Below are 25,764 nucleotides of genomic sequence, written 5' to 3' on the forward strand. Positions count from 1 at the left end.
GGCTTATGGCCAGGGGCGTAAACAAAGTAATCCTGATTGGCAACCTGGGCGGCGACCCGGAAACCCGCTACATGCCCAGCGGTGGTGCGGTTACCAATATCACCCTGGCGACCTCGGAAACCTGGAAAGACAAGCAGACCGGCCAGCAGCAAGAGCGTACCGAGTGGCACCGCGTGGTGTTCTTCAACCGCCTCGCCGAAATTGCCGGCGAGTACCTGCGCAAGGGCAGCAAGGTCTATCTCGAGGGCTCGCTGCGCACCCGCAAGTGGCAGGACAAGCAGTCTGGCCAGGATCGCTACACCACTGAAATCGTCGCCAGCGAAATGCAAATGCTGGATGGCCGCGGTGAGCAGGGCGGCGGTGGCTTCCAGCAGGGCGGCCAGGGCGGCGGTTACGCTCCGCAGGGTCAGCAAGGCGGTGGTTTTGCTCAGGGTGGCCAGCAGGGTGGCGGTTATCAGGACGAGTTCTCCCAGGGCCGCTCTGCACCGTCCCCCATGGCCCCCGCGCAACAGCCCGCTAACAAGCCGGCGGGCAACCAGCCGCCGGCAGGTGGCTTCGACAACAGCTTTGACGACGATATTCCCTTCTAAGTAGCAGAGCGGGGAGCGTGAGCGCCATGCATCATACGGGGTACCAGCCGGATACGGTGGCGCTGATCGGTGCCGGCAACGCCATTGACAGCGCCCTGCAGAAAGGACTCCAGAAAGTGGGGTTTCGTGTGCAGTTGCTCAACCGGGAGCAGTTGCAGGCGGACCATTTCCCGGCCCGTGCCGGCGCCATTGTGATCAATGCCGCCAGTTGTGGTGGTGGTGCCCGTATGGGCGAGGCGCGTGCGGTGTGCGAGGCGTTGTCCGGCTTGCCTTATACGGCGTTGCTGCACCTTTCTTCCTACGGCGTGTACGGCCGTTCCCGGCGCAAAAAAATCGATGAAGACGAGGAGCCATCGCCGACCACCGGGCGCGGGCGCGACTGGCTGGCCTGCGAGGAGGCCCTGTCAGGGGCTGACAACGTGAGTATTCTGCGTCTAGGGTGGCAGGTCGATCGCAGCGAAGATGCGCTGCTCGGGCGTATCCTGCGCAGCCTGCTGGACGGCAAGCCGGTGATTCTCGACGACAACAGCAAGGGCAACCCGGTGACGGTGTCAGACCTCGTGCGGGTCACGGTTGCCATCGCGCAACAGCTGGCCAGTGGTGGCCCGCGTTCGGGCCTGTATCACTACGGTTCGGCGGATAGCTGTACCGCAATGGCGTTCGGCAGTGAAGTGGTTGACCGTGTGCGCTCACTCTACGGCGAGGACTTTGCCGCAGAACTGGTCACATTGTTGCCGGCCGAGGAGGACCGCACCTTCGTGCTGGGCTGTGAGCGGTTGCGGGATGTATTCGGTATCCAGCAGCGCAGCTGGCGCCAGGGGCTTACCCGCCAGGTAGAATTGTGGCTGGAGCGCTTGCAGAAAGCTGAGCCCAGAGGTGAGCGGTGAGAGGTGAGAGCCCAGTGGTGAGAGTCCAAAGGTAAGAGTTGCATACAAAAAAGGGCGAGTCGCAGTGCGGCTCGCCCTTTTTTGTGTCTGCCAGATGGCGTTGATAAAGTCGATCAGACCTTGTCGAACACCAGGCTGGCATTAGTACCACCGAAGCCGAAGCTGTTGGAGAGTGCGCGGCGCACCTCGGTCTGCCGCAGCTCGGTCACCAGATCCAGGCCTTCGGCCGCTTCATCCACCGTCTCCACGTTGGCGGAGGCGGCGATAAAGTCGTTTTGCATCATCAGCAGGCTGTAAATGGCTTCCTGCACACCAGCGGCACCCAGGGAGTGGCCGGTCAGGGACTTGGTGGAGGCAAATGCCGGCACCGCGTTACCGAACACTTCCTTCATGGCGCGCAACTCGGCTACATCGCCCACGGGGGTAGAGGTGCCGTGGGTATTGATGTAGTCGACGCCACCTTCCAGGCCCTTGCCATCCATGCCGGCCAGTGCCTGTTGCATGCAGCGTGCTGCACCTTCACCGCTCGGCGCCACCATGTCGTAACCGTCGGAGGTGGCACCGTAGCCCACCAGTTCGGCAATGATGTTCGCACCGCGCGCCTTGGCGTGCTCGTATTCCTCCAGCACCACGCAGCCGCCACCGCCGGCGATAACAAAGCCATCGCGATTGGCGTCGTAAGGGCGGGATGCGGTGGTCGGGGCATCGTTGTACTTGGAAGACAGCGCACCCATGGCGTCAAACAGGTGCGTCAGGCTCCAGGCCAGCTCTTCGCCACCACCGGCAAATACCACATCCTGCTTGCCCATCTGGATCAGCTCTGCACCGTTGCCGATGCAGTGCGCAGAAGTGGCGCAGGCGGAGGAGATGGAGTAGTTCACGCCCTTGATCTTGAACGGCGTGGCCAGGCACGCGGAGACGGTACTGCCCATCACCTGGGGCACCCGGTAGGCGCCAACGCGGCGCACACCCTTGGTCTTCAGGATGTTGGCAGACTCGATAATGGCAGCGGTAGAGGTGCCGCCAGAGCCCATCACCAGGCCGGTGCGTGGGTTGGAGACGTCCGATTCTTCCAGGCCAGACATTGCGATGGCTTCGGCCATGGAAATGTAAGCGTAGGCGGCGGAGTCGCCCATAAACCGCAGGTGCTTGCGGTCGATATGTTCCTTGAAGTCGATATCGACCACACCGGCGATCTGGCTGCGCAGACCCAGCTCGGCGTACTCATCCATATAGCGGATGCCGCTGCGGCCGGCTTTCAGGGAGGCCAGCACTTCTTGCGTGTTGTTACCAATGCAGGAAGTGATGCCCATTCCGGTAATGACTACCCGGCGCATAGTGATCTCCAGTAAAACTTGTCGAGTGAATTGTTATTGTTTTATGTAACAGTGCGTTTATGTAACAGAGTCTGCTGTGACAGGCAAACCGCTCAGAAGTTGTCGGTGCGAGTGAACAGGCCAACCCGCAGGTCTTTGGCGGTGTAGATTTCGCGTCCGTCCACGGAAACGGAACCGTTGCCAATGCCCATAACCAGCTTGCGCTCCACCAGACGGCTCATCTGGATGTGGTAGGTGACCTTCTTGTTGGTGGGCAGGATCTGGCCGGTGAATTTTACTTCGCCGCAACCCAGGGCGCGGCCGCGGCCGGGGTTGCCTTTCCAGGCGAGGAAGTAGCCGAGCAGCTGCCACATGGCGTCGAGACCCAGGCAGCCGGGCATGACCGGGTCACCGGGAAAATGGCAGTCAAAGAACCACAGGTCCGGTGTGATATCCAGTTCGGCAATCAGCTCCCCCTTGCCGAATTCACCGCCGTCTTTGGCAATGTGCGTGATGCGATCCAGCATCAGCATGTTGGGAGCAGGCAGCTGCGCGTTGCCGGGGCCGAACATTTCTCCCTGGCTGCAAGCCAGAAGTTCTTCACGGGTGTAGCTGCTTTTTTGAACAAAATTACTCATTGGGTCCCCGATTCTGGGTATTTCTTACACGAGCCGGCATTCTAAGGGCTGGGCATGGCTTGTCCAGTCGGTCATAACTCTTTTTGTGACCGGAACTGTCCCAATTTGCCCTTGACCGGGCTGCGGGGCTCGTCAACAGGCGGTTTCCACCGGTTCGCGCAAACGGCGAAACTGGACTGATTCTTGCCACATTTTTGTGATAACTTGCCGCAATTCGACGCGGGAGAGCGCCGAAGCCGCATTCTAACGAGGGGGTGTAATGCTCAAAAAATGTCTTTTTCCGGTGGCCGGGTATGGAACCCGCTTTCTGCCGGCAACCAAGGCGATGCCCAAGGAAATGTTGCCACTGGTCAACAAGCCGCTGGTCCAGTACGGGGTAGAAGAGGCCATTGAGGCCGGCCTGACCGAGATCGGGTTTGTGACCGGGCGTGGCAAGCGCGCGATTGAAGATCACTTCGACACCAATTTTGAGCTGGAGCATCAGATTGCCGGCACCGGCAAAGAACGTTATCTGGATTGCGTGCGCCAGGTTATCGACAGTGCCAGCTTTTCCTACACCCGCCAGGGCGAAATGCGCGGGCTGGGTGACGCCATTCTGCAGGGGCAGCGGCTGATCGGCGATGAAGCCTTCGCCGTAGTGCTGGCCGATGACCTGTGCCTGAATGAAGAGCTCGGTGTGTTGGGGCAGATGGTGCAGCTGTATCAACAGTTTCGCTGCAGCATCGTTGCGGTGGAAGAAGTGCCGAAAGAGCAGATCCATAAATTTGGTGTGATTGCGGGCAATGAAATCAAACCGGACCTGTTTCAGGTCACCGACATGGTGGAAAAGCCCGCGGCCGAGGATGCGCCGAGCAACATGGCGATTATTGGTCGCTATATTCTGACCCCCGATATTTTCGATCTCATTCGTGAGACGCCGCCGGGCAAGAACGGTGAAGTGCAGATTACCGATGCACTGCTCACCCAGGCCAAGCGCGGTTGCGTGCTCGCCTACCGCTTCAAGGGGCGCCGCTTCGATTGCGGTTCCGTGGATGGCTTTGTCGAAGCCACCAATTACGTTTACAAGAATATTTATTTGCCGGGGGAGAAGGGCTGAAATGTCAGAATTAACCTGTTTTAAAGCATACGATTTGCGTGGCCGTGTGCCTGATGAGCTGAATGCGGATGTGGCCTATCGTGTGGGGCGCGCGTTTGCCCAGTTTCTGGATGCCCGCCGTGTGGTGGTGGGGCACGACATCCGCCTCACCAGTGCCGAGCTGACCGATGCGCTGGTCAATGGCCTGCGTGATGCCGGTGCCGAGGTGTTTCACATTGGGGAGTGCGGTACGGAAGAAATCTACTTCTCGACTTTCCACGGGGATTTTGACGGCGGCATCTGCGTAACCGCGAGCCACAACCCGATGGATTACAACGGCATGAAGTTCGTGCGCTCGGGTAGTCGCCCCATCAGCGGCGATACCGGCCTGCTGGATATCAAGAAGCTCGCGGAAGACAACAACTTTCCCGCAGTGGAAAAGCGTGGCGACCTGCACACCTTTGCCCACCGCGATGACTTTGTGAAACACCTGCTGGGTTACGTCGATGTCTCCGAGCTGAAGCCGCTGAAGCTGGTGGTGAATGCCGGTAACGGTGGAGCCGGTTCCGTGGTGGATGCGCTGGCACCGAGCCTGCCGTTTGAATTTGTGCGCGTGCACCACGAGCCCGATGGTAATTTCCCCAACGGTATCCCCAACCCGATTCTGCCGGAAAACCGTGAACCCACCGCGGCCGCCGTGCGCGAGAGCGGCGCTGATTTTGGTATCGCATGGGATGGTGACTTCGACCGCTGTTTCTTCTTTGACGAGAACGGTGAATTCATCGAGGGCTACTATGTGGTGGGCCTGCTGGCGGAAGCGTTCCTGGTCAAGCACCCGGGCGCCAACGTGGTGCACGACCCGCGTCTCACCTGGAATACGGAAGCCATCGTCAAGGCGGCCGGCGGTGAGCCGGTGCAGAGTAAAACCGGGCATGCGTTCATCAAGGAGCGCATGCGCAAGGAAGACGCCATTTACGGTGGTGAAATGAGCGCGCACCATTATTTCCGTGACTTTGCCTACTGCGACAGCGGCATGATCCCGTGGCTGCTGGTAGCCGAGCTGGTAAGTCGCAGCGGCAAGCCGCTGTCGAAACTGGTGGGCGAGCGCATGGCGGCGTTCCCCTGTAGCGGCGAAATCAACTCCAAAGTGGCAGACCCCAAGGCCCTGCTGCAGGCCGCGGAAGAAAAGTATGCGCCTGGCGCCAACAGTGTTGAGCACGTCGATGGGCTCAGTGTCGCGTTCGACGACTGGCGCTTTAACCTGCGTATGTCCAACACCGAGCCGGTGGTGCGCCTGAATGTGGAATCCCGTGGGGATGAGGCGCTGATGAAGGCCAAGACGGAAGAACTGCTAGGCCTGATTCGCGGGTAGTCATTACTGTTCGGGGAGCGCGTCTGCGCTCCCCATTTTGTCATCGATCATTTCTGCTTCACCGGCGAGTGCCCTGTGCGGGTTTCAGTTTTTCGCCAGCCTGCGCCGAAACTCATCGTGGTATTCCTGCTGGATTTTCTTCAGCTCTTCCAGTTGCTCCGCGTTCAGGATTTTCACCATTTCGACGCGGGTGGCGGCGCGCACCGCAACGATTTTCGCATCCAGCTCTTCTTTCTGTTCCCGGGTAAGCTTCGGCATTTTGCCGCGCTCGAAGCCGTAGTCTTCCAGGATCGCAAGCTGGAGCTCAAAGTTCTTTTCCATCAGTGGCAAGGCTTTGTCTTCCTGCTCCGGCGTCAGCTTCAGGCGCAGCGTGATCCAGTCGGTGATGTCGTCGTACTTTTCCCAGAAGTCGTCGCCGAGCCCATCTGCAGTAGCCGCCTTGCCGGTGGAGATTGCGGCAATCAGCAGTAGGGCGAAAATCGCAGCGGAAAGCGATGACCAGAACGGGTCGTGAGATTCCCGAGACATGTTTGGCGCTCCAATCTACCTGTTAGTAACAGCGTAGTAGAGGAATCATGCGCCGCAAGGCATACCCGGTAGTCAGTGGTCTGTTATGTTGGGGGGCGAGCCTATCCGCTCAGAACGGTATTGCCGCAGGTGCAAACCGGAGTAGAATCCGCGCTTTTCGCAAGCCCGGTCACACAACAGGAGAGTTACGGCTCATGGCAGTAAGCATCGCAATCACAGGATTTGGCGGCCGTATGGGCCGGGTACTGGCAGAAGCCCTCGCTCATGCGGAGAAAGAGGGCAAGGCCAGGCTGAGTGCGGCGATCGTGCGACCGGGTTCCAGCCTGGTAGGTGCAGACGCCGGGGAAGTGGCGGGCCTGGGGCGCAATGGTTTGGCCGTGGTGGACAGCCTGGCGCAGGCAGACTTTGATGTGCTGATTGATTTCACCTCACCCGAGGCCACCCTGGAGAACGCCGCCTACTGTGCCGAGCATGGCAAGGCCATTGTGATCGGTACCACCGGCTTTACGCCGGATCAGAAGGCGACCATGTTGAGCGCCGGCGACAAGACCCCGCTGTGTTTTGCCACCAATTTTTCCACCGGTGTGAATCTATGCTTTAACCTGCTGGAAACCGCCGCCCGCGTGCTGGGTGACGATGTGGACATCGAGATTGTCGAGGCCCATCACCGGCACAAGGTGGATGCCCCTTCGGGTACAGCCCTCAGCATGGGGGAGGTGATTGCGGACACTCTCGGTCGCGACCTGTCGAAGGTGGCGGTCTATGGACGCGAAGGCCAGACCGGTGCGCGCGCGCGCGAAACCATTGGCTTTGCCACGGTGCGCGGCGGCGACGTAGTGGGTGAGCACACGGTGTCGTTTCTTGCCGATGGCGAGCGTATTGAGATTACCCACAAGGCCAGCAGCCGGCTGGCCTTTGCCCGTGGCGCAGTGCGCGCTGCCGTTTGGTTAACCGGTCGCGCTGCCGGACGCTACGATATGCGCGATGTTTTGGGGTTGAAATAACCCTGCAAAGAATACGCTTTTGAGGAGCGACACTTGGATAAGAAGATCATCGTTGGCAGTGAGGAATGGTGTGCCTTTCCGGGGCTTGGTATTCCCGCGATCAAGGCGCGCGTAGATTCCGGCGCCAAAACGTCGTGCCTGCACGCCTACAACATCCAGCAGTTCAATCGCGGCGGCGAGCCGTGGGTGAGCTTCGAGGCGCACCCCCTGCAGAACCAGCGCCGGCCGCGGGTGCGTTGTGAAGCGCGGGTGCTCGACCGGCGCACGGTGCGCAGCTCGTCCGGGGATTCGGAAAAGCGCCTGGTGATCAGAACCAGTATGAGTATCGGCGGAAGCGTGTGGGATATCGAACTTACCCTCACCAACCGCGACTCCATGGGTTACCGCATGCTGCTGGGCCGCGAGGCGATGATGGGCCGCATGCTGGTGGACCCTGCCGAGAGTTTCTGCCTGGGTGAGATGCCCCCCAGCCAACTGGAGGAGTATTACCGGGACGAGCACCATATGTCGGGCACCGGCCTGCGTATCGGCGTGCTCGCTTCCAATCCGGACCTCTACAGTAACCAGCGAATCATGGAGGCCGGTGCCGAACGTGGCCACCGCATGACCTTTTTGCAGATTCGCCAGTGCTATATGAAACTGGATTCGGCCGAGCCGGAGGTGCATTACCGGGACGGGCGCATTCTCAACAACCTCGATGCGATTATTCCGCGCATTCGCCCCAGCATGACGTTTTATGGCTGCGCCCTGACCCGTCACTTTGAGAGCATGGGGGTATACGCCCTCAATGGTGCGGCTGCAATCAGTCAGTCCCGCGACAAGCTCTACTCCCTGCAGTTGCTGCAGGAGGGTGGCTTGAATATTCCGATTTCCGGATTCGCCCACTCGCCCATGGATACCAACGAGCTGATCGATATGGTGGGGGGCGCACCGCTGATCGTGAAATTGCTGGAAGGCACCCAGGGGCGCGGCGTGGTGCTGGCGGAAACCCGCAAGGCAGCAGAATCGGTGATCAATGCCTTCAAGTCGCTGAAGGTGAACCTGCTGGTACAGGAGTTTATTCGCGAGGCACAGGGCAAAGACCTGCGCCTGTTCGTGGTGGATGGCAAGGTGTTCGCCGCCATTCAGCGGGAGGCTGCGCCGGGTGAGTTTCGCGCCAATATTCACCGGGGGGGGACGGCCTCCGTGGTCAAGATCCTGCCGGAGGAGCGCAAGCTGGCAATCAAGGCGGCCAAAACCCTGGGGCTGAAAGTGGCTGGTGTGGATATCATTCGCTCCAAGAAGGGGCCACTGTTGCTGGAGGTGAACTCCTCGCCGGGTCTCGAAGGCATCGAAAGCGCCACCCGCAAGGATGTGGCCGGGTCCATGATTCTGGCCATCGAAAAAGCGCTGAAGTGGCGCCCGACCATAACCCCGGTCGATGCCGGGGATGAAGGCTAGGCCTGCGCTCGTTTAGCTATGTGGCGCCGTATTTTCACGGCGCCGCTTACTCAGCGCTCCTTTCCTCTGGGCCTCTTTCCTCCGGGCCTGCTCCTGAAAATCTGACGGTGTGGTTTTTTTGGCGCTCGGCTCGCGCTTCACCCGTGGTGGGGGCCTGTGGCCGAGACTAGTCTTTAGGGGTGCCCCGCTGTTGGTTGGTTCGTGTGCGGGGCGTTTAATTGCCCCGGTGCCCCCAACGATGCCCAAAACAACGCTCCATGCCTTCTCGCCGCGACCACTCTACAGGCTGTTGTGTCAGCTGTTACTGGTGGCGTCGGTCGCCGCGGCACCGGCGCGTGCGGAGCTCCTGTCGGACACCGATCTGGGGCGCAAGGTCATGGTGGATTACATCGTCCACTTCGCCCATCACTTCCAGTGGCCCATCGAGGTCTTCAATGGGTCCGGCGCACCGTTCCGCATTTGCGTGATGGGGGAGGAGGCGCTGGTGGCTCCGCTGGAGGCCCGTTTTCACCGCCACCGGATTCAGGGGCGAATGGTGGCGCTGGAGACGGTCAACGACGGCGAGACCATGCGTGCACGCCGCTGCCAGATTGTGGTGATGGGTGACGGGCTGGAAGCTGGCCACATGGCCGAAGCGGTTGGTGCCCTGGAGTTCTTCCCGGTGCTCACCGTCAGTGACGTCAGCCGCTTCACCCATATTGGTGGCATGGTGGCTTTTGCCGGCACAGGCAACAACATGTCACTGCGACTGAACAAGACCCGGCTCGACCGCGCCGAGCTGGACATCGGCAGCAGCGTGTTCCGGCTGACCCGTGCGGTCAAATAGGCAGCCTGCCCCGGGGGGGCGGTTGTCGAGTTGGCGTAAATTTGTACTGGCAGTTGCCGGCGTTTTCCCGTAGAATCTGCGCCCGGCTTGGAAAGGTCCCACCGTAGTCGCCCGCGCCAAATTATGGCTTTATTGGCTCTCAGTAGAGAGCGATGGAGCAGGTCGCAGAGCCCGTGGCTTTCCTGCCCCATATTTGCGCCGGTGCTGGCGGTTTTTCCGCCCACTTAACCACCGAAACTGGTTGCCGGCCACACAGTGAGAGCCCAGGTGAAAGCCTCAGTGAGCGCCCGAGAAGAACTCTATAACCAAGCGAGATGAAGCAGACGTTTCATCTCGCTTTTTTATAAAGGGCTCAGGGTAAAAAGTTGCAGCTGAAACTTCACCTGGCAAGGCACATAAAGTGCCCCCTCTCGCCCCGCCCGGAAGCTGTTCTGACGATTGGAGATTGAATTGAACAACGCCGTTCCCACGCCGGAATCCCTGATGCCCAGCACCACCCCGGCACTGCTGGTGCTTGCCGATGGCAGTGTCTTTCGCGGTCGTGCCATTGGCGCGGAAGGCTCAACCGTTGGTGAGGTGGTTTTCAACACCTCCATGACCGGTTATCAGGAAATCCTGACGGATCCATCTTACGCCCGCCAGATCGTTACCCTGACCTACCCGCATATCGGCAACACCGGCACCAACTCGGAAGACGAAGAGTGTGCTGAAATCTGGTCAGCGGGCCTGGTGATTCGCGACCTGCCGTTGCTGGCTTCCAGCTTCCGCAATGAGCAGTCCCTGGAGGACTACCTCAAGCAACGCAATATCGTCGGCATCGCCGACATCGATACCCGCCGCCTGACCCGCATCCTGCGCGACAAAGGCGCCCAGAGCGGCTGCATTGTGGCTGGCGATAATGTCGATGAAGCGGAAGCCCTGAAAAAAGCCCAGGCATTTGCCGGCCTGAAGGGCATGGACCTGGCCAAGGTGGTTTCCACCAAGCAGCCGTACGACTTCAACGAGGGCAGCTGGGAACTCGGTACGGGCCATAAGCCGGCACCGGCGGCGCAGCCTTACAAAGTGGTTGCCTACGACTTCGGTGTGAAGCGCAATATCCTGCGCATGCTGGTAGATCGCGGCTGTAGCATCACCGTGGTCCCGGCAGAAACCCCGGCCTCTGAAGTGCTGGCAATGAATCCCGACGGTGTGTTCCTGTCCAACGGCCCCGGCGACCCCGAACCCTGCGACTACGCGATCAAGGCGATTCGGGAAATCCTCGACACCGGCCTGCCCACCTACGGCATTTGCCTCGGGCACCAGCTGTTGGGCCTGGCGGTTGGCGCCAAGACCGCCAAAATGAAATTCGGCCATCACGGCGGTAACCACCCGGTGCAGGACCTGAACAGCACCAAGGTGATGATCACTGCGCAGAACCACGGTTTTGCGGTGGACATGGACTCCCTGCCGGAGAATGTGGAAATCACCCACAAGTCCCTGTTCGACGGCACCTTGCAGGGCATTCGCCTCAAGGACAAGCCGGCGTTCAGTTTCCAGGGGCACCCGGAAGCGAGCCCCGGCCCGCACGATGTGGCACCGCTGTTTGACCAGTTTATCGAGATGATGGAAGCGCGCCGCTAGGCGCCTCTTCCACAGCAGCGAAACGCTCGCAGCGAAACTCTTGCAGCAAAACCAGCGAAGACCAGAATTTTATCCACCGGCTGCGGCCGGCTAGATACGGAAGAAAGATGCCAAAACGCACAGACATTAAAAGCATTCTGATCATCGGCGCGGGCCCCATCGTCATCGGTCAGGCCTGTGAATTTGATTACTCCGGTGCCCAGGCCTGTAAGGCCCTGCGGGAAGAGGGGTTCCGGGTGATCCTGGTGAACTCCAACCCGGCCACCATCATGACCGACCCCTCGATGGCGGATGCCACTTACATCGAGCCGGTAGAGTGGAAGACCGTAGCCAAGATCATCGAGAAAGAGCGCCCCGACGCAATCCTGCCCACCATGGGCGGCCAGACCGCACTGAACTGTGCGCTGGCGCTGGACAAGCACGGCGTGTTGAAGGAGTTTGGTTGTGAGCTGATCGGTGCGGACAAAAACGCCATCGAAAAAGCGGAAGACCGCGACCTGTTCGACAAAGCGATGAAGGCCATCGGCCTGGAAACCCCGCGTGCCAAGATCGTGCACACCATGGACGAGGCAAAAAAGGTACCGGAAGAATTCGGTTTCCCGGTGATTATTCGCCCGTCGTTCACCATGGGTGGCTCCGGTGGCGGTGTGGCCTACAACTGGCCGGAGTTCGAGGAAATCTGCAAACGCGGCCTCGACCTGTCGCCCACTAATGAACTGTTGATCGACGAATCCCTGCTCGGCTGGAAAGAGTACGAGATGGAAGTTGTGCGTGACAAAAACGACAACTGCATCATCGTGTGTGCCATCGAGAACTTCGACCCCATGGGCGTGCACACCGGTGACTCCATCACCGTGGCCCCGGCGCAGACCCTCACCGACAAGGAATACCAGCTGATGCGGAATGCATCGATTGCGGTATTGCGCGAAATCGGCGTGGAAACCGGTGGTTCCAACGTGCAGTTCGGTATGGACCCGAAAACCGGCCGCATGGTGGTGATCGAGATGAACCCGCGGGTGTCCCGCTCCTCTGCGCTGGCCTCCAAGGCCACCGGCTTCCCGATCGCCAAAGTGGCCGCCAAGCTGGCGGTGGGTTACACCCTCGACGAACTGCAGAATGACATTACCGGTGGTGCAACCCCGGCGTCCTTCGAGCCGTCCATCGACTACGTGGTGACCAAAATTCCGCGCTTCACCTTTGAAAAGTTCGGTGAAGCGGATGCGCGCCTGACCACCCAGATGAAATCCGTGGGTGAAGTCATGGCCATCGGCCGCAACTTCCAAGAGTCCCTGCAAAAGGCCCTGCGCGGTCTGGAAGTGGGCTCTTTCGGTTTTGAGCCAAAGATTGATCCGGCGGAAGTGGGCTCCATGGAGCGCCTGCGCCGCGAACTGTCGGTGCCCGGTGCTGAGCGTATCTGGTACGTGGGCGATGCCTTCCGTGTGGGCATGAGCATCGATGAAGTCTACGAGCTCTCCGGCATCGACCCCTGGTTCCTGGTGCAGATCAAGGAGCTGGTGGATATCGAGCAACCGCTGAAGTCCATGCCGACTTCTGCGCTGAATGCCGAAACCATGCGCTTCCTCAAGCGTAAGGGCTTCTCCGACCGCCGTCTTGCCGACCTACTTGGCGTTAGCCAGAAAACCGTGCGTGAATTCCGCCACAAAATGGGCGTCTTCCCGGCCTACAAGCGGGTCGACACCTGTGCTGCAGAATTTGCCACCAGCACTGCCTACATGTACTCCACCTACGATGAGGAGTGTGAAGCGGAGCCGTCCGACAAGAAAAAAATCATGGTACTCGGCGGTGGCCCCAACCGTATTGGCCAGGGCATCGAGTTCGATTACTGCTGTGTACACGCGGCGCTGGCCATGCGCGAAGATGGTTACGAGACCATCATGGTCAACTGTAACCCGGAGACGGTTTCCACCGATTACGACACCTCCGATCGCCTCTATTTCGAGCCGGTGACTCTGGAAGACGTACTGGAAATCGTGCGCAAGGAAAAACCGGTGGGTGTAATCGTACAGTTTGGCGGCCAGACCCCGCTGAACCTGGCGCGCTACCTGGCCAACGAAGGTGTGCCCATTATTGGCACCACCCCGGAGCAGATCGACCGCGCGGAAGACCGTGAGCGCTTCCAGCAGATGATCATGCGCCTGGGACTCAAGCAGCCGCAGAACGCGATCGTACGCTCCGAATACGAAGCCATTCAGAAGGCCAAGGAAGTGGGCTACCCGCTGGTAGTGCGGCCCTCCTATGTGCTCGGCGGCCGTGCCATGGAGATCGTCTACAAGGAAGACGAACTCAAGACCTACATGAAGGAAGCGGTGGAAGTTTCCGAGGATGCGCCGGTACTGCTGGATCACTTCCTGCACTCCGCCATCGAGGTGGATATCGATGCGGTATCCGACGGGCAGGACGTGGTGATCGGCGCGATCATGCAGCACATCGAGCAGTGTGGTGTGCACTCTGGTGACTCCGCCTGTTCCCTGCCGCCCTACAGCTTGCCGGCAGACGTGCAGGACAAAATGCGCGAACAGGTCAAGGCCATGGCCCGTGAACTGGGTGTGGTCGGCCTGATGAACACCCAGCTGGCCTATCAGGACGGCGAGATCTACGTGATCGAGGTGAACCCGCGCGCATCCCGTACCGTGCCGTTTGTATCCAAATGCATCGGCACTTCCCTGGCGAAAATTGCCGCGCGCTGTCAGGCGGGTACCAGCCTGGCGGATCAGGGTTTTACCACGGAAATTGTGCCGGATTACTACTCGGTGAAAGAGTCGGTATTCCCGTTCAACAAGTTCCCGAAGGTCGACCCGATTCTCGGCCCGGAAATGAAATCCACCGGTGAGGTCATGGGTGTGGGCGAAACCTTCGCCGAGGCCTTCGACAAAGGACTGATCGGCGCCGGTGATACGCTGCCGGAATCCGGCAAGGTGTTCATTTCCGTACGCGATGTCGACAAGCCCGGTGTGGTCGACGTGGCGCGCGAGCTGGTGGGCCTGGGCTTTGACCTGGTCGCAACCCGCGGTACGGCCAAGGTCTTGCAAGAAGCGGATATTCCCGTTAAAACGGTTAATAAGATGAGCGAAGGGCGCCCGCATATCGTCGATATGATCAAAAACGACGAGATTGCCCTGGTGGTGAATACCACCGAAGGCCGTCAGGCCATTCGCGACTCCGCGGATATCCGCCGCAGTGCCGAAAACCATCAGGTTTGCTACACCACCACGCTGGCGGCAGCGCGCGCTATGGCCATGGCCATGCAGATTGCGGAGCCGCACAAGGTGCGCAGTCTGCAGGAACTGCATCAGCGGGTTATTCGTCTGCAGGACTGATCGAGCATTGATTTGAGTGGCCCGCAAGGGGCACTATTTTTGAAAGCTCCGCCGCCTGGTGGAGCTTTTTCGTTAAGAATTAACCTAAAAGCACATCGCAGCGCATTGCGAAATGTGAAGATTCTGGAGGTTCCCATGAACCGTGTACCCATGACCGTTGAGGGCGCAGAGGCTCTGCGCACAGAACTGGACGACCTGAAAAAAGTGCAGCGTCCGGCTGTTGTTCAGGCCATCGCCGAGGCCCGTGAGCACGGCGACCTGAAAGAAAATGCCGAGTACCACGCGGCGCGGGAAAAGCAGGGGTTTATTGAAGGCCGTATTCAGGAAATCGAAGCCAAGCTTTCAATGGCCCAGGTCATTGATGTCAATGCCATCGAGCCGTCCGGCAAGGTGATTTTTGGCACCACCGTGACCATCATCCACATGGAAGACGATTCCGAAGTGACCTACAAAATTGTGGGTGATGACGAAGCGGATGTGAGAAACAAGAAGATTTCAGTGAACTCGCCAATTGCCCGCGCGCTGATCGGCAAGGAAGAAGGGGATATTGTGGTGGTGAATACACCCTCGGGCGCGGTGGAATATGAGATCGATGAGGTGAAGCACATCTGATCGTTCCGGATCTCGAATACTGAAAAGGCGGCCACTGGCCGCCTTATTTATTTGTCGGAGCGAAGCCGGTTATTGCAAGACGACCGCATTGTTGCCAACCCCGATCTGGGTGACGATCGCGGTCTCAGACAGGCCGTTTTGCACCACGTTGGCATTATTCGCAGCACCGATCTGGGTCACGATTGCGGTATGCCCGCCGAGCCCGAGCTGCAGAATATTGGCATTGTTGAGGAAGCCATCCTGGGTAACCGACGCGGCATTGAACCAGCCAAACTGGGTGATGAGAGCATCATTACCGAAACCGCTCTGGCTAATGTCTGCCTCGTTGAAGAAGCCTGCCTGTAGCACATTCGCGCTGTTGCCCGCACCGGATTGTGTCACGCTGGCGCTATGGCCAACGCCGCCCTGCAAGATCGCTGATTCGTTTCCGATACCGTCCTGGAAAATATACGCTTCAGAATTGGCGCTGAAGAACTGGCCGATATAGGCGTTGTGCACCAGCCCGGATTGCTGGATGACCGCTACATTATCGGTACCGGCTACCTGATCAACACGGGCATCGTTGTTAATGCCCTGCTGTACGATCACCGCCGTGCTATTGCTTGAGCCCAGCTGAAACGTCGAGGCGCTGTTGGCAAACCCCTGTTGCTGAATTTCTGCCAGGTTATTGGACCCGTTGGATTGCAACGAGTAGGCGTCATTGAGCCCGCCCGTTTGCACCTGGTAAATCGCGCTATCGGTCTCTCCTGCCTGCGTCGCATTGGCTTCGTTGAAGAAACCGGTTTGTGTTTGCTGAATCAGGTTGCCGATGGCGCCGGCATCCGTCTGATCGACGTTTGCCGTATTGCCGACCCCGGTTTGGGTGACAATTGCCGTATTGGCATCGGCCCAGGTAATGCCGCTGATCGCGAACATAACTGCGGCACTGACATGCGCTAGATACTTCACATGAACTCCTTCACTTCACACTACGTAAGGAATTGTTTGAAATAGCGGGAGTGGGTTGGCTTGGAGAAGGGACGGGCAACGAGCGGCTGGGTAAGCCGCTCGCTGCTTGAACCGCTGCTACAGGATTACTGCAGGATCAGGCCGTTGTTGCCGAAGCCAACCTGCAGAGAGGTTGCGGTGTCACCCAAGCCGATCTGGCCCACCAGTACGTTGTTGGCGCCACCGATCTGGGTGGTGGTGGCAGTCAGGCCAATACCTACCTGACCGATGTAGCTGTCGTTCAGGAAGCCGAACTGCGCAGTAGTGCCCGAGTTGGCGGCACCCAGCTGAGAAACATCCGCTTCGTTGGCAAAACCAACTTGCAGAATATCGGCATCGTTGAACAGGCCGATCTGACGAGTGTCAGCATCGTTAGCAATACCCACCTGAGTCATGTCAGAGGTTTGCAGGATGCCCGCCTGGAAAGAGTCTGCGTTGTTCGCAATACCCTGCTGGTTGATATTGGAGGAGTTCAGCAGGCTCAGAGCCTGGACCGCAGTGGCCGTGTTGCCGAGGCCCGCCTGGGTGATGGATGCGGAGCTCAGCAGGCTCACCGCTTGCAGCACGAGCGCGCTGTTGGCAAAGCCCACTTGAGTGATAGATGCAGAGGACAGACCGGAAGCCAGCTGGACCGTTGTTGCGTTGTTCACCGCGCCGGCTTGCAAAATAGTGGCGCTGTTGAGCAGGCCGCCAGTTTGCAGTGAGAAGGCATTGTTCGCTACACCCACCTGTGTCTGGTTAATCAGGCTGCTGGTTTCACCATCTTGTTCCGCATAGGCATTGTTGAAAAAGCCTAACTGAACCTGGTTGATGGTGTTGTCATTGGTGGTCGGGCCGGTCTGGTCGGCGGTGGCATTGTTACCGACACCAACCTGGGTCAGGTTGGCTGTATTGTTTGCGGCGAAGGCAGAACCACTTACAGCCAGCAGAATGGCAGCGGCAATAGGGGAAAACGTCTTCATGAGTTGCTCCTTTACTTCGGACGTTAAGTACAACCAGCCCCGGGGGTGCTGATTAGTTATGGCACGGAAAAAAGAAGTGCCATATTGGGTCAGGTGTGAGCGGCGCGACTGTGGGCGTTGATCCGTGCCTCTGCGCGGGGCCTCATCACCGAATTCTTCATGTCTCGTAACATTTCCAGCGGGCGCACGATTGCCAGTTCAGCGGGACCTCCGCAGTTGGCGATGGGCTGTCACGAGTTCTCAGTTTTCAGTAAGTTTGAAAAATAACCGGTAAGGTCAAAAATTGATCATCTTGTTATTGAGTGTTGCTGGTATCAGGGGGTGGCGCTATAGGAGGGAAGTGGTGAAAAAGTAGGAAGAAAGTATAATTTTTAATCGATAATGGGTCCGGAATCCGGGGTTTCATAACCAAACAACGGTTTTTTGGCGCCTGAGACATTCTACGGCGTCCGAACCGTCAGGGGCGGCTCTGTGAAAATAGGCGGGGAGTCCATTGGCGGGGCGGGTAAACGGACTGAGCGATTGATCCCGGTGACTGGATAATGAGAGCGCCGCATTGCTGGGCCGGAAGGCCCTGAATCAATGGGACAGGGAAACAGAATTGCCGGTGCCGAACTGGGTGACGGTGGCACTGGCGGAAATACCGTTTTGCGAGATCGCGGTGGCGTTGAATGTACCAACCTGACTCACTACTGACCGGTGGCTACCGCCCAGCCCGATGGCGCCCGATTGACGGATCACTACCTGGTTGAAATTCCCGTTCTGATCACTGCTGGCCTGGTTGCCATCATCTTCCTGAGTGAGATAGGCCTGGTTGGCCAGCCCGTCCTGCAGCAGTTCAGATTCCTGCAGGGCACCCGATTGCTGTACGGTGCTCTTGTTGAACCCCCCCTGTTGCACCACCGCGGAAAAATGATCGACGCCGCTTTGCTGCACAGACGCCGTGTTATCGTTCCCCTGCTGATCGGTCGTGCTTTTCAGATGAAAGCCGGTGTTCTGCAGCGTGTCGGCGACATTGCCGATACCGGCCTGGCTAATGCGGGTATCGTTAAAATTCCCATTCAGCTGAACCGTGCCCGCTTCGTTGCCGAAACCGATCTGGCGAGTTCTGGCGAGGTTACCGTAGGTTGAGGATTGCAGGCTGGTTACACGATTTTCTGTGCCTACCTGCACGTTGTATATCTCGTTGCCGCTGCCGTATTGCTGTTGCACCAGGGCCTCGTTAAAGGCCCCGTTTTGCTGTTGGTAAATGGCGCTGTCCGTCTCCTGTTGCTGGGTGGCTTCCGCCGTATTTTGCGCACCTGCCTGTTCCTGCTCCAGCGTGTTTTCGCGGGTGCCGTCGAACTGCTGCTGGGTGGCCGCAAAGTTATCCAGCCCCTCCTGATATTGGTAGACAGAGTTTTGCTGTGCCACGGCATACGCCGGCAACGCTGTAACCAGTGCGAACAACGCATTACGGACACATGGACTGACAACATCTGGCCGGCGAGTAGCAGACACACCCGGTAACCGTGTTAGTAACCGTATCCGTATCTGCAGAGAGGCGATGAGTGGCGACAGTGGCATGGCAGACCCGTTAGCTGGAATGGTCAAAAAGGGGAGGTCGGTGGCGCTTTCAATCGTACTGATTGATCGTGGTCGTCATGGAGACGCCGGTCTGGGTGACCGCTGTACTCAAACCGCTGCCGCGCTGGTTGATCGTGACATTGTGATAGAGCCCGATCTGTTCGACGGATGCCGAATTTCGCATGCCATATTGGCTGATGTCGGCCTTGTGTGCATAACCAACCTGCTCGAGCAGGATAAAATTTTCGTAGCCCGCCTGCAGTAGCGCGGCGATATTGCTATCCCCGGACTGACTGGCGATGGTACTGTTGCCCTCACCCGCCTGACGAGTGATCAGCAGATTACTGAAGCCCACCTGATCCACCGAAAGAAAGTTCACCGTGCCGAGTTGTTGCGCAGAAACGTGGTTGAAATTACCGACCTGATAGATAGTCGCTACATTCGCTACCGAGTATCCAAACAGTGGACGGTCCAGTTCACTGGTTGTGGCAAGCTCGCCGGCACTGCCGTCGATCTCCTGAGCCACTGCGAGTCCGGTCGCCAGAAGGGCGACCGTGAGGGTAAATAGGCGCAATGAATAGACTGGGCTGGCGGGCCGTAAATACATGAATCGTCTCTCTTGAAATTGTCCTTATTAAGGGCTGTGCGCTGCACCGTCACTCTAAAGAATGGCGGTGCCTTCGTTCAGGTAATATTGCAATACCGGATTATTGATATCCTCCGGATTATCGAGAGCCCAGGAATTCGCAACAATCCCCTGGCTGATCAGGTGAATTACGGCGGATTCCATCGCTGAGAGCATGGCCAGCTGCGCGGGCTCATTGGTGGTGGTGCCCACCTCGATTTCCAGCAGTCGCTTGAATTTCACAAAGCGAAAGACGTCGGCACTGATTGCCTTGGAATAAACCGTTTTTGACGTGAGCACTGAATGCAGCACCCGGCCGGAACGGATGTCCACCGCCCGCAGGTTGACGGTAACCTGATCTACCCGGTACTGCTCATCGGCACCAATGCCAAAATAGCGCGCACCGGCGCCCCCGGTGCGGATATTGGTGTCGTAGGCAACGATGCCGCCCTCGATAAGAATGTTTGCGGCAACCAGCGACGGCAGCATGGTATTGTTTTCCGGCGCGTTGGGTTTTGCCAGTGCGGCACGTACAATCTTGCGCTCGGTGAGCAGATTCTGCAGCCCCTCGCGTTCCAGCGGAATAAACCAACCGGATTCGTTTAGCACATTCATCAGCATTGAGGCGGCCCCCTGGGTTACCGCCGTGGAAAAGCTACTGGAGGGGGCAGGTTTGTACTGGCCTGTTTGGTCACGAAAATTGTACACCGCTGCCAGTATTTTCCCCTTGGGCTGTGGGAGCCCCAGTAGATCGCGGTACGTATTGTTGCGCGGCGTCAATTGTGCATCTTGCAGGCCGGGGCCAAACAGCGCATCACCGGTTTTCTTGACAGCAGTACAGCCACTTATGGCGAGCATAAATGACAGGGCGGTGACAAGTTTGGAACCTCTTGTAAACATCACGCTAGTCTCCAGTATTATTCGCGATTATTCGGGATTGCGGATCAGTCCATGGTGCTGCTAGTGGGATCTGATAAAGCTGCTTCCTTTTTTGGTTTTCAGTGTCTTCTGTTTACAGGTGTCGGGTTAATTGGTGGGGTTGAGACCGCTGACGATGATTTCACTTTTGTCGCCCGTGGCCCGGTCGGTGATCAGGACAGTCAACACACCATCGTTGTCGACGATCTGGACGATAAAGTCGTCGGTGATCAGCTCTCCGCTGTTGCCATCACCCACGTCGGTGAGCAACTGGTTGAGCAGCCGGGTTTCCAATGAGTCGGTAAAACGGTCCAGCGCGCTGGGCTGTTGGTACAGGTCGGCGGGATTGTCGGGGTCTTCGTTGTCGTCCTGGGACTGGGCGTTTTGCATCAAGTAGCCACCATTTAGCGGGTTGCCGCCAAAATTTGGATTGCGCGGCTCATACACCAGCTCGGTGGCGAGTGCCAGGTTACTGCAGAGTACAAGGCCCGGAGCGAGTAGCAGACTCGCCGATTTTATGGTTTTCATCAGAGTTCATCCTTGCCTAGGTCAAAGTGGTCGGTAAACGCTGCGCGGACTTTTTCCTGAAGCACCATCTCGTGAATCATTTTTGATGCTTCCTCCGCCAGCTGACGAATATTGTTGGTGCTGGGACTGATAAAGCGCCGAAACACGGTTTTGTTGTTGTAGGTAATCCAGATGAGGTTGCCCCAGCGTGCCGACGGTCTTTCCTGAATCGTCAGGTTGTAATCACTGTCTGGATAATTCAGGTTACGATACTCGCTCATGAACCGGGCAAAATCGTGACCGGTGCGGGTAATGGTCTGGTCAATATTGAACCCGCTTATCTCTTCCTCGATGCCAGCGCTGCTTGCTGCCGCGGCGGATTCTTCCAGGGTGCCACTGTCTTCCTGCGCGACCGCGGTAACGGCCAGCAACATGCACAACAGCACACCGGTTCGCAGGGAATTCATATGCGTTCGGCTTCCAGGTGCAGCTTGGCCCAGTTGCTCGCCTGCAGGCGGTTTTTGACACCGATCTTGCGGAATATGTTGTACATATGGTTTTTGACGGTGTGCTCGCTCAAGTGCAGGCGCGAGGCGATAATACTGTTGGGTTCCCCGGTGGTGAGCTGGGCGAGGATTTCCTGCTCGCGCTTGGTCAGCAGTAGCCGGGAACGTGATTCCGTATCACCGGGCTGGCGCGCGTTCTGAATACCCAGGGAGAGTTTTTTAAGCAGTTCCTGCTGCCCGGTGCGGTTGTCGCAAAGAAACACAAACTTGCGCTCTTCCAGCGGCTTGCTGATATGTGACGGCATGTCATTGGGAAGGTTGATCAGGAGCACCCGGGGATGGTCAATACTTCTCAGGTGTTGAAGTTCAGTGCCGGGCGAGGACTGGGTGTTGAGCCCGAAGCAGTTGACGATGATCGCATCGTAGGTTTTGAGACAGTGCTTTTGCTTGCCAAATTCGGCTTTTTCCCAGCTGTTTGGCAATGATTCAGATACGAGTGAGAACAGCAAGTCCCCGTGCAGGCCGGAATCGCTCAAAAAGAGAATCGGCATAGATGACCCCATAATTAGTCAAGGACGCTTGCGGAATGAGGTGAAGACCGGGTGCTGGCGCTTGAGCCCCAAAGAAAGCTCCTCCTGTGACTTCTTGTTTGGGAATACTTGCGGTTATTCCCGGCTGGAGGAACCTGCGTCAGCCCACTTAAGTGGAAAATCTCATTCCTTGAGAAATTTGTATGGAGTGTAGACGGGAACCGGGTAACTACTGCTAAATAAGGTGACAGTCATTTCAGAATATTTTTTGTTAAAAACGCAGTTTTTAATAATTGTTTTTCCCGGTTTTTTATTTTTTATAATCTTCGGGAATGCAGTTCCATGGATCAGGGCATCCTAGGATGATGTTGCTGTGCGTCGCCGGGCGACCGCATTTAATTTTCGGTAGGGTAGTCAGGTTGATCCGATCTTCAGGCGGAAGCGCTTTTCGGCGCCAGCTGGGGTACCTGGTAACAGGCATATGCGCGCTGGCGCTTTTATGTTTGCTTGCTGGCTGTACCGAGCCGGATGAGGTGGCGCTCGGCACACTGGAATGGGATCGGATTGCACTCCCCGCGCCGGCGGCGGAAAAAATCGTGGCCATTCATGTGCGCGAGGGACAGCGCGTTTCCCCGGGGCAGGTGCTGTTGCAGCTGGACCCGGAGCAAACCCTGGCCCGGTTAGGCGCGGCGGAAGCCGCGGTCGCACAGCAGAGTGCCGCCCTGCAAGCGCTGAACGACGGCCCGCGGCAGGAACAGATTGCGCGCGCCAGAGCCGAGCTCGAAGCGGCGCAGGCAGAGGCGCGGGATCGCCAGGCCGACTATCAGCGAATTGTGGCTCTGGGAAAGAAAAACTACGCATCCCGCTCAGACATCGATGGGGCCCAGGCGGCAGCGGAAACTGCCCAGGCCCAGGTGCGCGCGGCGCGCGAGCAGTTGCTGGAGCTGGAGCGCGGTACGCGGCCAGAAGACATTGAGCAGGGGCGCGCGGCACTGGCCGAGGCGCGAGCGCAAGCACAGGCGCAGCGGGTATTGCTGGAAAAGCTCACGCTGCGTGCGCCGCGCCCCGGTATTGTGGACAGCATCCCCTTCAAGCTGGGTGATGAGGCGCCCCTCGGGGGCTCACTGGCGGTGCTGTTGACCGGCGCTGCTCCGTACGCGCGGGTGTATGTGCCCCAATCCATGCGCTTGCGCGTGCAGGTAGACGGACAGGCACAGGTTTTTCTCGAAGGTATTGGTGAGGCGGAGCGGTTAGCGGGGCGCGCGGGGCCTTTTCCCGGGCGTGTGCGCATGGTGCGCAATGCACCGAGTTTTACCCCCTATTACGCGCTCACTGGCGATGATGTGACGCGCCTGAGCTATATCGCGGAGATTCAGCTGGGTAAAGCGGCGGCACAATTGCCGGCGGGCCTGCCACTGCGCGCCAGCTTTTCCGGTAACGTGGGCGCGCCAGTACCGGATGGCGAGTTTCATGGCCAGCCGAATCCCACGCCCCAGTCTGCCCCGGTAGAGAGCGCCGAGGACGAACCCCCGGCGCTTCCCGCCACCGAAGATCCCGACCAATATGGGCCCTATGATGGCGAAAAGTGAGGTGGCGATACGTGCCCGCGGCCTGAGCAAGCATTTTGGTCGCCTGCGCGCAGTGGATGATGTGAACCTCACCGTGGGGCATCGCCAGATCTACGGGTTTCTCGGCCCCAACGGCTCGGGTAAGTCCACCAGTATCCGCATGCTGTGCGGGTTGCTGACCCCCAGCGCGGGAGAGATCGAGGTGCTGGGGCTGGCAATTCCTGCCGAGGCAGAAGCACTTCGCCAGCATATCGGTTACATGACCCAGCAATTCTCTCTGTTTACCGATTTGACGGTGCGGGAAAACCTCGCGTTTCTTGCCTCGGTACAGAATATCCCCTCGCGCCAGGCCCGCCAGCGCATCGATGAACTGCTGGCTGAGTATCATTTTGAAGACCGCGAAGACCAGCTCGCCGGTACCTTGAGCGGCGGGCAACGGCAGCGTCTGGCACTGGCGGGTGCGGTGGTTCATCGTCCGCAACTGCTGTTTCTCGACGAGCCCACCAGTGCGGTGGATCCGGAATCCAGAAGGGATTTCTGGGAAAAGCTGTTCGAACTCACTGAGGCCGGCACCACCATTCTGGTGTCTACCCATTACATGGACGAGGCGGAACGCTGTCACCGCCTGGCGATTCTCGATCGCGGCCGGCTGGTGGCGGATGGCAGTCCCGCTGAGCTCACCGAAGGCCTGAGTGGCCGCACGCTGCTGGTGGAAACCCGGGAGCAGCACCGCGCCAAGCAGGTCTTGGGGCAAGTGCCTGGGGTGATCAGTGCGGCGCAGATTGGCAACAGCCTGCGGGTGCTGTTGGCGGCGGATCGCGGGAGCCAGCAGAATATCGAAAACGCCCTGGCGGCCGAAAGCGTACGCGCAGACGTGGGGCCGGTCACACCCAGTCTCGAGGATGTGTTTGTCGCCGTGACCCAGCGGCAGGCGGCGGGTGCCACGCACCCAATGGAGCACCGGGTGTGAACGGGCGGCGCCTGCTGGCCGTGCTGGTCAAGGAATTCCGGCAGATGCGTCGCGACCGGATGACCCTGGCCATGATTGTGGGCATTCCCCTCATGCAGCTTCTGTTGTTCGGCTACGCCATCAATCTCAATCTGCGCCACCTGCCCGCGGCCATCGCCGACCAGTCCCATACCAGTGCGTCCCGCCAGCAGGTGATGGATATGCTGGCCACCGGGGTGATCGAACCCGTCGCTCAGGCCAGCACCCCCGAGCAACTGGTGGAATTGTTGCGGCGGGGAGAGATCAGTGTGGGAGTTTTCCTGCCGTACGATTACGAGCGCCGCCTGGCGTTGGGGCAGGAGGCCATCCAGATCATGGTCGACGGCAGCGACACCGTGGTGCAAAGCGCCGCTGCCCAGCTGGCCCAGGTTCCCGTGGGTGCGCCGCCGCCTGAGAACAATACCCGGCTGCCCAACCGCCAGTCGTCGGTACCCCTGGCGTCCGGTCCGGTGAGCATTGTCAGCTTCTACAACCCCCAGCGGGTTTCGGCGATCAATATCGTGCCGGGGCTGATCGGTATCATCCTCACCATGACCATGGTGATGTTTACCGCGGTCGCCATCGTGCGCGAGCGGGAGCGGGGCAATATGGAGCTGCTGATCGCGACGCCGGTGCGCAGTTCGGAACTGATGATTGGCAAGATTTTGCCCTACGGGCTGATTGGCCTGATTCAGACCAGCCTGATTCTGCTGCTGGGCAAGTGGGTTTTTGAGGTGCCTATCCGCGGCAGCCTGATGGATGTGTATATCGCGGCGGTACTGCTGATCCTCGCCAACCTGGCGATGGGGCTGCTGATTTCTACCCGCGCCCAGTCCCAGTTCCAGGCCATGCAGATGACGTTGTTCGTCTTTTTGCCGTCCATCCTGTTATCGGGCTTCATGTTTCCCTTTGACGGAATGCCAAAGGCCGCGCAATGGCTGGCGGAGCTGTTGCCGCTGACGCATTTTATTCGCCTGGTGCGCGGCGTCATGTTGCGAGGGGCGGATATCATCGAGCTGTGGCCGGATCTGTTGGCACTGCTGGTGTTTATTCTGGTGATGATGACGCTCGCCATTACCCGCTTCCGCAAGCGGCTCGATTGACATTTTGGCGCGTAAAGCGTCCTTCTCCATATTTTCTGCGTCGTACGGCCTCTCGCGCGCGGGCAAACAGTGGTTCGCGGCGCCGCTTCTCCCCGTATTTGTGACACCATAAAGGAAACCGCCGCCCGCCCCTGATAGGATCTTGATTCGATGCTGGGGTTCATTTTCATTTCCGGGTGCCAATAAGCGCCACCCGTTCGCTACAAGACTGAGGTCGGGTCTGTACACACGTTAACGTTTGCTGGTTATCAGCAAGGG

24 protein-coding genes are annotated in these 25,764 nt (G+C 58.7%); 13 read left to right on the plus strand and 11 right to left on the minus strand.

Translation table 11 applies throughout. From position 1 onward, the window contains the following. Window positions 1-5 precede the first annotated feature (5 nt). A complete protein-coding gene (ssb, locus tag JF535_RS06650; RefSeq protein WP_207000539.1) occupies window positions 6-590 on the plus strand; it encodes a single-stranded DNA-binding protein in 585 nt (194 codons plus the stop codon). A gap of 26 nt (window positions 591-616) precedes the next feature. Further along, the gene (locus JF535_RS06655; protein WP_207000541.1) at window positions 617-1,477 is read left to right on the plus strand and encodes a sugar nucleotide-binding protein; all 861 of its coding nucleotides are present in this window, start codon (window positions 617-619) and stop codon (window positions 1,475-1,477) included. Window positions 1,478-1,590: 113 nt separating this feature from the next. Here JF535_RS06655 and fabB read toward each other — a convergent pair whose 3' ends face one another. Then, on the minus strand, window positions 1,591-2,814 hold the full coding sequence (fabB, locus tag JF535_RS06660) for a beta-ketoacyl-ACP synthase I (protein ID WP_207000543.1): 1,224 nt from the start codon (window positions 2,812-2,814) through the stop codon (window positions 1,591-1,593). Window positions 2,815-2,906: 92 nt separating this feature from the next. Next, entirely contained in the window at window positions 2,907-3,431 is a 525-nt protein-coding gene (gene fabA / locus JF535_RS06665; RefSeq protein ID WP_066967125.1) for a 3-hydroxyacyl-[acyl-carrier-protein] dehydratase FabA, read from the minus strand. Between the two features lie 259 nt (window positions 3,432-3,690). On the opposite strand from fabA, the gene galU reads away from it, so the two are divergent. Further along, window positions 3,691-4,527, plus strand: a complete 837-nt coding sequence (gene galU / locus JF535_RS06670) for a UTP--glucose-1-phosphate uridylyltransferase GalU (protein ID WP_207000545.1) — start codon at window positions 3,691-3,693, stop codon at window positions 4,525-4,527. A gap of 1 nt (window position 4,528) precedes the next feature. Further along, window positions 4,529-5,878, plus strand: coding sequence for a phosphohexomutase domain-containing protein (locus tag JF535_RS06675; RefSeq protein WP_207000547.1), 1,350 nt, complete (start codon window positions 4,529-4,531; stop codon window positions 5,876-5,878). Between the two features lie 84 nt (window positions 5,879-5,962). Here JF535_RS06675 and JF535_RS06680 read toward each other — a convergent pair whose 3' ends face one another. Beyond that, window positions 5,963-6,406, minus strand: a complete 444-nt coding sequence (locus tag JF535_RS06680) for a hypothetical protein (RefSeq protein WP_207000549.1) — start codon at window positions 6,404-6,406, stop codon at window positions 5,963-5,965. A gap of 194 nt (window positions 6,407-6,600) precedes the next feature. On the opposite strand from JF535_RS06680, the gene dapB reads away from it, so the two are divergent. The 6 genes from dapB (at window position 6,601) to greA (ending at window position 15,246) form a co-directional block, all read left to right on the plus strand. Beyond that, window positions 6,601-7,410 carry a 4-hydroxy-tetrahydrodipicolinate reductase gene (dapB, locus tag JF535_RS06685; protein ID WP_207000551.1) on the plus strand — a complete coding sequence of 270 codons (810 nt, stop codon included), beginning with the start codon at window positions 6,601-6,603 and terminating at the stop codon, window positions 7,408-7,410. 33 nt (window positions 7,411-7,443) lie between these two features. Beyond that, entirely contained in the window at window positions 7,444-8,850 is a 1,407-nt protein-coding gene (rimK, locus tag JF535_RS06690; RefSeq protein ID WP_207000553.1) for a 30S ribosomal protein S6--L-glutamate ligase, read from the plus strand. 238 nt (window positions 8,851-9,088) lie between these two features. Beyond that, window positions 9,089-9,676 carry a YfiR family protein gene (locus JF535_RS06695; RefSeq protein ID WP_207000555.1) on the plus strand — a complete coding sequence of 196 codons (588 nt, stop codon included), beginning with the start codon at window positions 9,089-9,091 and terminating at the stop codon, window positions 9,674-9,676. A gap of 483 nt (window positions 9,677-10,159) precedes the next feature. Then, complete coding sequence (gene carA / locus JF535_RS06700; RefSeq protein ID WP_207003596.1) at window positions 10,160-11,296, plus strand: glutamine-hydrolyzing carbamoyl-phosphate synthase small subunit; 1,137 nt, start codon at window positions 10,160-10,162, stop codon at window positions 11,294-11,296. Between the two features lie 107 nt (window positions 11,297-11,403). Then, window positions 11,404-14,634, plus strand: a complete 3,231-nt coding sequence (gene carB / locus JF535_RS06705; RefSeq protein ID WP_207000565.1) for a carbamoyl-phosphate synthase large subunit — start codon at window positions 11,404-11,406, stop codon at window positions 14,632-14,634. 135 nt (window positions 14,635-14,769) lie between these two features. Continuing rightward, a complete protein-coding gene (greA, locus tag JF535_RS06710; protein WP_207000568.1) occupies window positions 14,770-15,246 on the plus strand; it encodes a transcription elongation factor GreA in 477 nt (158 codons plus the stop codon). 69 nt (window positions 15,247-15,315) lie between these two features. On the opposite strand, the gene JF535_RS06715 is transcribed toward greA, so the two are convergent. The 8 genes from JF535_RS06715 to JF535_RS06750 all read right to left on the minus strand — a co-directional run bounded on the left by JF535_RS06715 (window position 15,316) and on the right by JF535_RS06750 (window position 21,868). Further along, the gene (locus JF535_RS06715) at window positions 15,316-16,194 is read right to left on the minus strand and encodes a hypothetical protein (protein WP_207000570.1); all 879 of its coding nucleotides are present in this window, start codon (window positions 16,192-16,194) and stop codon (window positions 15,316-15,318) included. Window positions 16,195-16,319: 125 nt separating this feature from the next. Beyond that, on the minus strand, window positions 16,320-17,195 hold the full coding sequence (locus tag JF535_RS06720) for a hypothetical protein (RefSeq protein WP_207000572.1): 876 nt from the start codon (window positions 17,193-17,195) through the stop codon (window positions 16,320-16,322). Window positions 17,196-17,774: 579 nt separating this feature from the next. Further along, window positions 17,775-18,608 carry a hypothetical protein gene (locus JF535_RS06725; RefSeq protein WP_207000574.1) on the minus strand — a complete coding sequence of 278 codons (834 nt, stop codon included), beginning with the start codon at window positions 18,606-18,608 and terminating at the stop codon, window positions 17,775-17,777. 202 nt (window positions 18,609-18,810) lie between these two features. Continuing rightward, on the minus strand, window positions 18,811-19,287 hold the full coding sequence (locus JF535_RS06730) for a hypothetical protein (RefSeq protein WP_207000575.1): 477 nt from the start codon (window positions 19,285-19,287) through the stop codon (window positions 18,811-18,813). A 135-nt stretch (window positions 19,288-19,422) separates the two neighbouring features. Next, complete coding sequence (locus tag JF535_RS06735; RefSeq protein ID WP_207003597.1) at window positions 19,423-20,286, minus strand: CsgG/HfaB family protein; 864 nt, start codon at window positions 20,284-20,286, stop codon at window positions 19,423-19,425. A 126-nt stretch (window positions 20,287-20,412) separates the two neighbouring features. Further along, window positions 20,413-20,832 carry a curli assembly protein CsgF gene (locus JF535_RS06740; RefSeq protein ID WP_207000583.1) on the minus strand — a complete coding sequence of 140 codons (420 nt, stop codon included), beginning with the start codon at window positions 20,830-20,832 and terminating at the stop codon, window positions 20,413-20,415. Further along, window positions 20,832-21,278 (minus strand): curli production assembly/transport protein CsgE, encoded by a 447-nt coding sequence (locus tag JF535_RS06745; RefSeq protein WP_242523740.1) that lies wholly within the window; start codon window positions 21,276-21,278, stop codon window positions 20,832-20,834. Before JF535_RS06745 ends, JF535_RS06740 begins: the two co-directional genes overlap by 1 nt. Then, window positions 21,275-21,868, minus strand: a complete 594-nt coding sequence (locus JF535_RS06750) for a response regulator transcription factor (protein WP_207000585.1) — start codon at window positions 21,866-21,868, stop codon at window positions 21,275-21,277. The genes JF535_RS06745 and JF535_RS06750 overlap by 4 nt, the downstream gene beginning before the upstream one ends. Window positions 21,869-22,350: 482 nt before the next feature. On the opposite strand from JF535_RS06750, the gene JF535_RS06755 reads away from it, so the two are divergent. From JF535_RS06755 to JF535_RS06765, 3 genes are read left to right on the plus strand one after another with little or no spacing between them, the layout of a single operon-like run. Continuing rightward, window positions 22,351-23,436: an HlyD family secretion protein gene (locus JF535_RS06755; protein WP_242523741.1), complete on the plus strand. Its 1,086-nt coding sequence runs from the start codon at window positions 22,351-22,353 to the stop codon at window positions 23,434-23,436. Beyond that, window positions 23,420-24,385, plus strand: a complete 966-nt coding sequence (locus JF535_RS06760) for an ABC transporter ATP-binding protein (protein ID WP_242523742.1) — start codon at window positions 23,420-23,422, stop codon at window positions 24,383-24,385. Before JF535_RS06755 ends, JF535_RS06760 begins: the two co-directional genes overlap by 17 nt. After that, a complete protein-coding gene (locus JF535_RS06765; RefSeq protein WP_207000587.1) occupies window positions 24,382-25,506 on the plus strand; it encodes an ABC transporter permease in 1,125 nt (374 codons plus the stop codon). The genes JF535_RS06760 and JF535_RS06765 overlap by 4 nt, the downstream gene beginning before the upstream one ends. Window positions 25,507-25,764 lie beyond the last annotated feature (258 nt).

The organism is Microbulbifer salipaludis (assembly GCF_017303155.1).
Classification (GTDB): domain Bacteria; phylum Pseudomonadota; class Gammaproteobacteria; order Pseudomonadales; family Cellvibrionaceae; genus Microbulbifer; species Microbulbifer salipaludis.

What these genes read in the sequence shown, in the direction of transcription:
- JF535_RS06735 (WP_207003597.1), bottom strand. Translation starts at nt 20,286, where the DNA reads ATGTTTACAAGAGGTTCCAAACTTGTCACCGCCCTGTCATTTATGCTC.
- JF535_RS06675 (WP_207000547.1), top strand. Translation starts at nt 4,529, where the DNA reads ATGTCAGAATTAACCTGTTTTAAAGCATACGATTTGCGTGGCCGTGTG.
- JF535_RS06745 (WP_242523740.1), bottom strand. Translation starts at nt 21,278, where the DNA reads ATGAATTCCCTGCGAACCGGTGTGCTGTTGTGCATGTTGCTGGCCGTT.
- JF535_RS06760 (WP_242523742.1), top strand. Translation starts at nt 23,420, where the DNA reads ATGATGGCGAAAAGTGAGGTGGCGATACGTGCCCGCGGCCTGAGCAAG.
- fabA (WP_066967125.1), bottom strand. Translation starts at nt 3,431, where the DNA reads ATGAGTAATTTTGTTCAAAAAAGCAGCTACACCCGTGAAGAACTTCTG.
- fabB (WP_207000543.1), bottom strand. Translation starts at nt 2,814, where the DNA reads ATGCGCCGGGTAGTCATTACCGGAATGGGCATCACTTCCTGCATTGGT.
- JF535_RS06720 (WP_207000572.1), bottom strand. Translation starts at nt 17,195, where the DNA reads ATGAAGACGTTTTCCCCTATTGCCGCTGCCATTCTGCTGGCTGTAAGT.
- dapB (WP_207000551.1), top strand. Translation starts at nt 6,601, where the DNA reads ATGGCAGTAAGCATCGCAATCACAGGATTTGGCGGCCGTATGGGCCGG.
- JF535_RS06750 (WP_207000585.1), bottom strand. Translation starts at nt 21,868, where the DNA reads ATGCCGATTCTCTTTTTGAGCGATTCCGGCCTGCACGGGGACTTGCTG.
- ssb (WP_207000539.1), top strand. Translation starts at nt 6, where the DNA reads ATGGCCAGGGGCGTAAACAAAGTAATCCTGATTGGCAACCTGGGCGGC.
- JF535_RS06655 (WP_207000541.1), top strand. Translation starts at nt 617, where the DNA reads ATGCATCATACGGGGTACCAGCCGGATACGGTGGCGCTGATCGGTGCC.
- greA (WP_207000568.1), top strand. Translation starts at nt 14,770, where the DNA reads ATGAACCGTGTACCCATGACCGTTGAGGGCGCAGAGGCTCTGCGCACA.
- carA (WP_207003596.1), top strand. Translation starts at nt 10,160, where the DNA reads ATGCCCAGCACCACCCCGGCACTGCTGGTGCTTGCCGATGGCAGTGTC.
- galU (WP_207000545.1), top strand. Translation starts at nt 3,691, where the DNA reads ATGCTCAAAAAATGTCTTTTTCCGGTGGCCGGGTATGGAACCCGCTTT.
- JF535_RS06695 (WP_207000555.1), top strand. Translation starts at nt 9,089, where the DNA reads ATGCCCAAAACAACGCTCCATGCCTTCTCGCCGCGACCACTCTACAGG.
- JF535_RS06740 (WP_207000583.1), bottom strand. Translation starts at nt 20,832, where the DNA reads ATGAAAACCATAAAATCGGCGAGTCTGCTACTCGCTCCGGGCCTTGTA.
- carB (WP_207000565.1), top strand. Translation starts at nt 11,404, where the DNA reads ATGCCAAAACGCACAGACATTAAAAGCATTCTGATCATCGGCGCGGGC.
- JF535_RS06680 (WP_207000549.1), bottom strand. Translation starts at nt 6,406, where the DNA reads ATGTCTCGGGAATCTCACGACCCGTTCTGGTCATCGCTTTCCGCTGCG.